This window comes from Actinomadura sp. GC306 (assembly GCF_004348665.1).
Classification (GTDB): Bacteria; Actinomycetota; Actinomycetes; order Streptosporangiales; family Streptosporangiaceae; genus Spirillospora.
Window position 1 is genome coordinate 1 of the sequence record NZ_SMKM01000327.1, and the last position, 6790, is coordinate 6790.

General features: G+C 71.9%; 6 protein-coding genes and 1 tRNA gene. 4 read left to right on the forward strand and 3 right to left on the reverse strand.

The window, feature by feature from the left end; translation table 11 throughout:
* Nucleotides 1–47 precede the first annotated feature (47 nt).
* Nucleotides 48–1040, reverse strand: coding sequence for a selenide, water dikinase SelD (selD, locus tag E1200_RS29585; protein ID WP_131955374.1), 993 nt, complete (start codon nucleotides 1038–1040; stop codon nucleotides 48–50).
* Nucleotides 1041–1215: 175 nt separating this feature from the next.
* Between selD and E1200_RS29590 the strand changes: the two genes are divergently transcribed.
* Nucleotides 1216–3057, forward strand: a complete 1842-nt coding sequence (locus E1200_RS29590) for an AMP-dependent synthetase/ligase (RefSeq protein WP_131955375.1) — start codon at nucleotides 1216–1218, stop codon at nucleotides 3055–3057.
* 10 nt (nucleotides 3058–3067) lie between these two features.
* A tRNA-Sec gene (locus E1200_RS29595) sits at nucleotides 3068–3161 on the forward strand.
* Between the two features lie 154 nt (nucleotides 3162–3315).
* On the opposite strand, the gene E1200_RS29600 is transcribed toward E1200_RS29595, so the two are convergent.
* Entirely contained in the window at nucleotides 3316–4212 is an 897-nt protein-coding gene (locus tag E1200_RS29600; protein ID WP_131955376.1) for a sulfotransferase, read from the reverse strand.
* Nucleotides 4213–4374: 162 nt separating this feature from the next.
* Complete coding sequence (locus tag E1200_RS29605; RefSeq protein WP_131955377.1) at nucleotides 4375–4692, reverse strand: DUF4333 domain-containing protein; 318 nt, start codon at nucleotides 4690–4692, stop codon at nucleotides 4375–4377.
* Between the two features lie 169 nt (nucleotides 4693–4861).
* On the opposite strand from E1200_RS29605, the gene fdhD reads away from it, so the two are divergent.
* The gene (gene fdhD, locus E1200_RS29610; protein WP_131955378.1) at nucleotides 4862–5674 is read left to right on the forward strand and encodes a formate dehydrogenase accessory sulfurtransferase FdhD; all 813 of its coding nucleotides are present in this window, start codon (nucleotides 4862–4864) and stop codon (nucleotides 5672–5674) included.
* Between the two features lie 153 nt (nucleotides 5675–5827).
* Nucleotides 5828–6763, forward strand: a complete 936-nt coding sequence (locus E1200_RS29615) for a metal-dependent hydrolase (RefSeq protein WP_131955379.1) — start codon at nucleotides 5828–5830, stop codon at nucleotides 6761–6763.
* Nucleotides 6764–6790: the final 27 nt, after the last annotated feature.

Here is a 6790-nt window from a genome sequence, read left to right on the forward strand (position 1 = left end):
GCACAGGGGCGGCGACACCGGGGGGCGGCGGGCGCCGGGAGGTCCGGTCAGCGCACGACGAGCGTGCGGCGGCCGGGCGGGACCAGCTCGCCGATGACCGGCGCGCCGGGGATCTCGCCGGCGACCAGCAGGCCGCCGGAGATCTGCGCGTCGGCGAGCAGCAGCCGCTCCTCCTCGCCGATCCGGCGGAAGTCGGTGTGCGGGGTCACCCACGCGAGGTTGCGCCGCGACCCGCCGGGGACGAAGCCGTCGCGCACGGCCGCCCGCGCCCCGTCCAGGTACGGCACGGCGGCGGCGTCCACGACCGCCGTGACGCCGCTCGCCCGCGCCAGCTTGTAGAGGTGGCCGAGGAGCCCGAAGCCGGTGACGTCCGTCGCGCAGGCGGCGCCGCGTTCGAGGGCGGCCAGGCCGGCGGCGGCGTTCAGCTCCGTCATCGTCTCCACCGCGTGCGGGAAGAGCTCGCCGGTGGTCTTGTGGCGCGCGTTGAGGACGCCGACGCCGAGCGGCTTGGTCAGCGACAGCGGGAGGCCGGGGCGCCCGGCGTCCAGGCGCAGCAGCCGGTCCGGGTCGGCGAAGCCGGTGACGGCGAGGCCGTACTTGGGCTCGGGGTCGTCGACGCTGTGCCCGCCGGCGATGGCGCAGCCGGCGAGCGCGGCCTGGTCCCGGCCGCCGCGCAGCACCTCGCGGGCCAGTTCGGCGGGCAGCGCGCCGCTCGGCCAGCCGAGCAGGTTGAGGGCCATCACCGGCGCGCCGCCGACCGCGTAGACGTCCGACAGCGCGTTCGCGGCGGCGATGCGGCCCCAGTCGTAGGCGTCGTCGACGACGGGGGTGGAGAAGTCCGCGGTGGACACCACCGCGCGGCGGCCGTCGAGCCGCACCACGGCGGCGTCGTCGCCGTCCTGGCCGCCGAGCAGGAGCGCGTCGCCGCCGCCGGCGAGTCCGGTGACCATCCGCTCCAGCTCCGCCGGGGGGATCTTGGACGCGCAGCCGCCGCCGTGCGCGTACTGCGTGAGGCGGGCGACGGGGGCGAGGCGGGTCACCGCCTGATTTAACGCACAACCATCTTAAATGATCAAGAAACGGACAGTGTCCAGGTGGTCACCCAGGGCCTGGACCGGGCTCCGACCAGCAGCAAAATGCCGGAAACACTTGTCCGAACCATGTTCGGCATGGTGCGATTCGGGTTGCAAGTCATCACTTACTACTAGGGGCGACATGGGGATCCAGGAAGAGCGGGCCGAACTCGACAAGGCCCTCGCGGGGCAGACGATCTGCACCGTCCTCGCCGAGACCGCCGAGCGGCACGGCGACCTGCCGGCCTACTCCGACCGCGTCGACGGGGAGTGGAAGACCCTGACATGGGCCGACACCCGCACCCGGGCCCTGGAGACGGCCGCGGGCTTCGCGGCCCTCGGGCTCGAGGCGGGCGACGTGGTCGCGCTGATGATGCCGAACCGCTCGGAGCACATCCTCGCCGACCTCGGCGCCGTCCACGCGGGCGGCATCCCCACCACGGTCTACGCCACCCTCGCGCCCGACCAGATCGCGTTCGTCGCGGCCGACTGCTCCGCGAAGTACGCCGTCCTCGACGGCAGGGACCAGCTCGACCGCTGGGAGCCGGTCCTGGACCGCCTCCCCGAGCTGCGCAAGGTCATCGTCGTGGAGGCGGCCGACTGCCCCGCCGGCGACCGCTACATGACCTGGGAGGCGTTCACGGAGCTGGGCCGCAAGGAGCTCGCCGCCGCGCCGGCCTCGGTCGACCCGCGCTGGCAGGCCGTCAAGCCCGAGGACACCGTCACCCTGCTCTACACGTCCGGCACCACGGGCGACCCCAAGGGCGTCCTGATCACGCACTCGATGGTGCTGCACGAGGGCGCGATGGTGAAGCGCAGCTCGGTGCTGCCCGACCACCCGGCCGGCGTCTCCTACCTGCCGTTCGCGCACATCGCCGACCGCGTGCTGAGCTACTACCTGCCGGTGCGGCTCGCCTCGCACATCCACTTCTGCCCCGACCCCGCCCAGCTCACCTCGATCCTCCCCCAGGTCCGGCCGCACTCCTTCTTCGGCGTGCCCCGCGTCTGGGAGAAGATCATGGCGGGCATCCAGGCGGTGCTGTCGGCCGAGCAGGACCAGGCCAAGAAGGCGGCCGTCGCCGCCGCCCTCGACGCCGGCCGCGCCTACGTGCAGGCCCAGGAGTTCGGCAACACGCTCACCCCGGAGATCACCGCGGCGTTCGAGCAGGCCGACGCGGCGGTCCTCACCCCGATGCGCGCCATGCTCGGCCTGGACCGCGTCGTGCAGGCGTCCAGCGCCGCCGCGCCGCTGCCCGTGGACGTGGCCCGCTTCTTCGCCGGCCTCGGCCTGAAGATCTTCGACGCCTACGGGATGACGGAGACCACCGGCGCGATCACCGCCAACCTCGCCGACTCCTTCAAGCTCGGCACGGTCGGCCGCCCGTTCGCCGGCGTGGAGCTGAAGCTCGCCGAGGACGGCGAGATCCTCGTCCGCGGCTCCACCTGCACCCCCGGCTACCTGGGCCGCCCCGACGCGACCGCCGACCTGATCGACGCCGACGGCTGGGTGCACACTGGCGACGTGGGCCGCCTCGACGAGGACGGCTTCCTCACGATCGTCGACCGCAAGAAGGAGCTCATCATCACCGCCGGCGGCGAGAACATCGCCCCGTCGATGATCGAGAACCACCTCAAGGAGCACCCGCTCATCGGCCAGGCCCTCGCCTTCGGCGACCGGCGGCCCTACGTCGTCGCGCTCATCACCCTCGACGGCGAGGTCGCCCCGGTCTGGGCCGCCGCCCACGGCATCGACACCACCGACCTGGCCGCGCTCGCCGAGAACCCCCTCGTCCTGGAGGAGGTCGCCAAGGCCGTGGAGGACGCCAACACCCGCCTGGCCCGCGTCCAGCAGGTGAAGAAGTGGCGCCTGCTGCCCGCCGAGTGGACCGCAGAGAGCGAGGAGCTCACCCCGACCCTCAAGCTCAAGCGCCGCATCGTGCACACCAAGTACGCCGCGGCCATCGAGGAGCTGTACGGCAGCTAAGATCATCGGCGGAGGCGTGCGAGCGCCTGGTGGCCTCCCCGGCCTTCAAAGCCGATGGTCCCGAGGATCTCGGGACGGCGGGTTCGATTCCCGTACGCCTCCGCGGGTTCCGGCGGGCCCGGGCCGTTCGGCCCGGGCCCGCCGTGTCATGTCCGCCGTGTCATGTCCGCCGTGTCATGTCCGCCGTGTCATGTCCGCCGTGTCATGTCCGCCGTGTCATGTCCGCCGTGTCATGTCCGCCGTGTCATGTCCGCGGTGTCACGGGGCGTCGAGGTAGCCCCAGGCGCGGGCGATGCCGCGCAGCTCGGGTGCGACGGCGTCCGCCGCGGGCAGCGGGCGGGCCGGCTGGATCTCGCCGGACTTGAGCTTCGCGCCCCAGTCGCCGAAGGCGGCGCGGTACGGGCCGTGGCTGAGCCGGCCGTAGTCCAGCATCCCGGGCTCCCACTCCACGCCGAGGTAGGAGCAGATCTCCGCGGTGACGCGCTCGGGCTCGGCCGTCAGCTCCTCGTACCGGACGGTGAGGCCGGAGAGCGCGCCCCTGGCCTCCTCGATGTGCTCGGCGTAGCGGAGGATCTCCGGGACGACCTTCTCCGGCACCGAGCCCTTGCGCCGGGCCAGCACCGACTCGACGATCGAGGCGGGGTGGCGGAGCAGGAACAGGTAGCGCGCCTGCGGCCACGCGGCGGCCAGCCGGCGCCAGATCAGGGAGTTGGACGGCGTCTTCTCGACGATCTGCGTCTTGCCGCTGCGCTGGAGCTCGTAGGAGAGCACGTTGTCCCAGAGCATGTACTGCAGCTCCTGGGCGTCCAGCCCCAGCTCGCCCATGACGTCCTGGGCGAACTCGCGGCCCTGCTTCACCCGGAGGTGGCGCAGGTGGAGCTCGTGCGGCGCGCGGATCTGCGTATGGCTGTTGAGGAGCACGCGGAGCAGGGTGGATCCCGAACGCACCGAGCACAGCACGAAGACCGGCGACTCCACGAGCCGGGGGACCTTCGAGGGGACGACCGCGCTCTCCTCGTCCTCGCCCGGGGACGTCGCGGACGCCCCGCCGGGCCCCTGGGCGCGGCCCGGCGGCCGCAGCGCCGCCGCGAGGAGGGTTCCCCGGCGCTTGAGTCCGGTCGCGACCTGGTTCTTCTTCGCTGGTGTCGTGCTCATGATGGGGTGCCGGATACCACTTTCCGCTGGGTGTCAGGGGTGAGGACCCAAATCTAGACGGTTCCTCACAGGAAGGCCCGCACACCTCCCGATTCCCTGCCGAACCCCGTTCACCCCCCGAAATCGCCGGCCGGGCTCCCCCCGCCCGGCCGGCGGGGCCCGCTACGCCTCCTTCATCGTGAAGTTGACCTGGTCCCCTTCGACCGAGGTCACGGTCACGATCATCCGGTACTCGCGGCCCGTGGCGTCGCGGACCGTGCATTCGAGCGTGGCGCCGACCTCGCCCTTGAGGCTCTCCGGGCACTCGCTCGTGGCGGGGCCGATGCCGGCGTCGTCGAACGGCGGGCTGAACTTGGCGTCGAGCTGCTCCTCGACCTTGGCCGCGGAGACGGTCTTGGTGACCTCGCAGCCGGCGGTGGCGAGCACGAGGCCGCCGAGAAGGACGGGCAGTACGAGGAACTTGCGCATCGGTGTCTTCACTCCTGTGTCGTTACGGCGTCCCCCGCGGGCCGCCTGATGCACTTCGATGATCGATCTCCGGGGCGGCCGGGTACCAGGGCGCCCGGTCCCGAGAAGAAAAGGACACAAAACGGGACGTATCGCAGAGAACTTTTCTGTTACCGCCTGGTATCCCGGGTACCTTCACGCCATGGGGCGGATCACCGTGCGCAGGCCCGTGCTGCGGATCAGTACCTCCGGGCCGCGCGGGCGGCGGCCGGACACGCTCGCCGTGGAGGAGCCGCTGGAGATCCGCGTCGCGGGCAAGCCCCTCACGATCACGATGCGGACGCCGGGCGACGACTTCGACCTCGTCGCCGGCTTCCTGGCCGCCGAGGGCGTGATCGGCGCCGCGGACGACCTGGCCGCGATGCGCTACTGCGCCGACACCGCGGAGCAGAACACCCTCGACGTCGCGCTCGCGCCCGGCGTGCCGCCGCCGGACGACTCCATGACCAGGGCGTTCACCACGACGAGCGCGTGCGGCGTCTGCGGGAAGTCGACCGTCGAGGCGCTGCGCGCCGACCGCCCCTACGAGGTGGGCGACGACCCGGTGCGGCTCGCCCCCGGCGTCCTCGCGACGCTCCCGGACCGGCTGCGCGAGGCGCAGCGGGTCTTCGACCGGACGGGCGGCCTGCACGCCGCGGGGCTGTTCGACGCCGCCGGGACGCTGCTCGCGCTGCGGGAGGACGTCGGGCGGCACAACGCCGTCGACAAGGTGGTCGGGTGGGCGCTGCGGCAGGGGCGGCTGCCGCTCACCGGGACGGTCCTGATGGTGAGCGGGCGCGCGTCCTTCGAGCTGACCCAGAAGGCGATGACGGCGGGCGTCCCGGTGCTGGCGGCCGTCTCGGCGCCGTCGTCGCTTGCGGTCGATCTGGCCGAAGATGCCGGAATGACGCTCATCGGGTTCCTGCGGGGTGAGACGATGAACGTCTACACCGGGGCCGAACGCCTCACTCCCTGAGCGCCCACTTGTCACCACGGGCCGAAAAGCACGGGGCAACTTGTTGGGTCCTTGGCAAGAAACCCGCGGCCCACTCGAGTTGACTCGTGCATCAATGGACACACGTGTGCGCGCAGCCGCGCCGCGCGACTGCATGCGGAAGCGAGGGACGGGATGACGAGGCCCCTGACAGGCGGCGGAGCGGCGTCCGAGATCGACGAGCGCCATCCCCCGATCAAGCCTCGGCGCGTGTCCTTCGACTGGTCGGACACCCCGCTGCACTGGGTTCCCGGCGACCCGGTCGCCACCCACATCATCAACTCGTTCCACATCGTCCTGCCCGAGGGCGAGAAGTGGTTCATCCAGTGCGTGAAGGACGCCCGTCCCTACATCAAGGACGAGCGGCTGCAAGAGGAGATCCGGGGCTTCATCGGTCAGGAGATGGTGCACGCCCGCTCCCACCAGGGCGTCCTCGACCAGATCCTGGAGGCCAACGGGATCGACGTCTCCAAGATCACCGACGCGGCGGCCAAGGGCAACGCGGACCGGCCCGCCCAGATGGCGGCGCTGAAGGAGAAGAACCCGCGGGCGTGGCGGCGCCGGCTGCGGTTCGAGCTCGGCGCGGTCGCCGCGATCGAGCACTACACCGCCGTCCTCGGCCAGTGGATCATGGACAACGAGCGGTTCGAGAAGGCCGGCGTCGACCCGACGATGCTGGACCTGCTGCGCTGGCACGGCGCGGAGGAGGTCGAGCACCGGTCGGTCGTGTTCGACGTGTACAAGGCGTTCGGCGGCGGCTACCTCACCCGCGTCGCCGCCTGGGTGGTGTCGCTGTTCTTCCTCTACTGGGCGCTGATCGGCGGGTCCCTGTACCTGCTCAAGCAGGACCCGACGATCAAGAAGCGGGTCACGCCGCTGCGGGTGTACCGGTCCTACCGGCGGTCGGTGCGGCTGGGGCACGTCCCCGGCATCTTCCGGCTGCTGCTCGGCGAGGCGCCCGTCTACCTCAGGCCGAACCACCACCCGTCCAAGGTGTGCTCGACGCCGCGGGCACTGGAGTACCTCAAGCAGTCGCCCGCCGCCAAGGCCGCGGGCTACGACCCCTACTAGAGTCCGCTCCGCCCCTGCCCCTGCCCC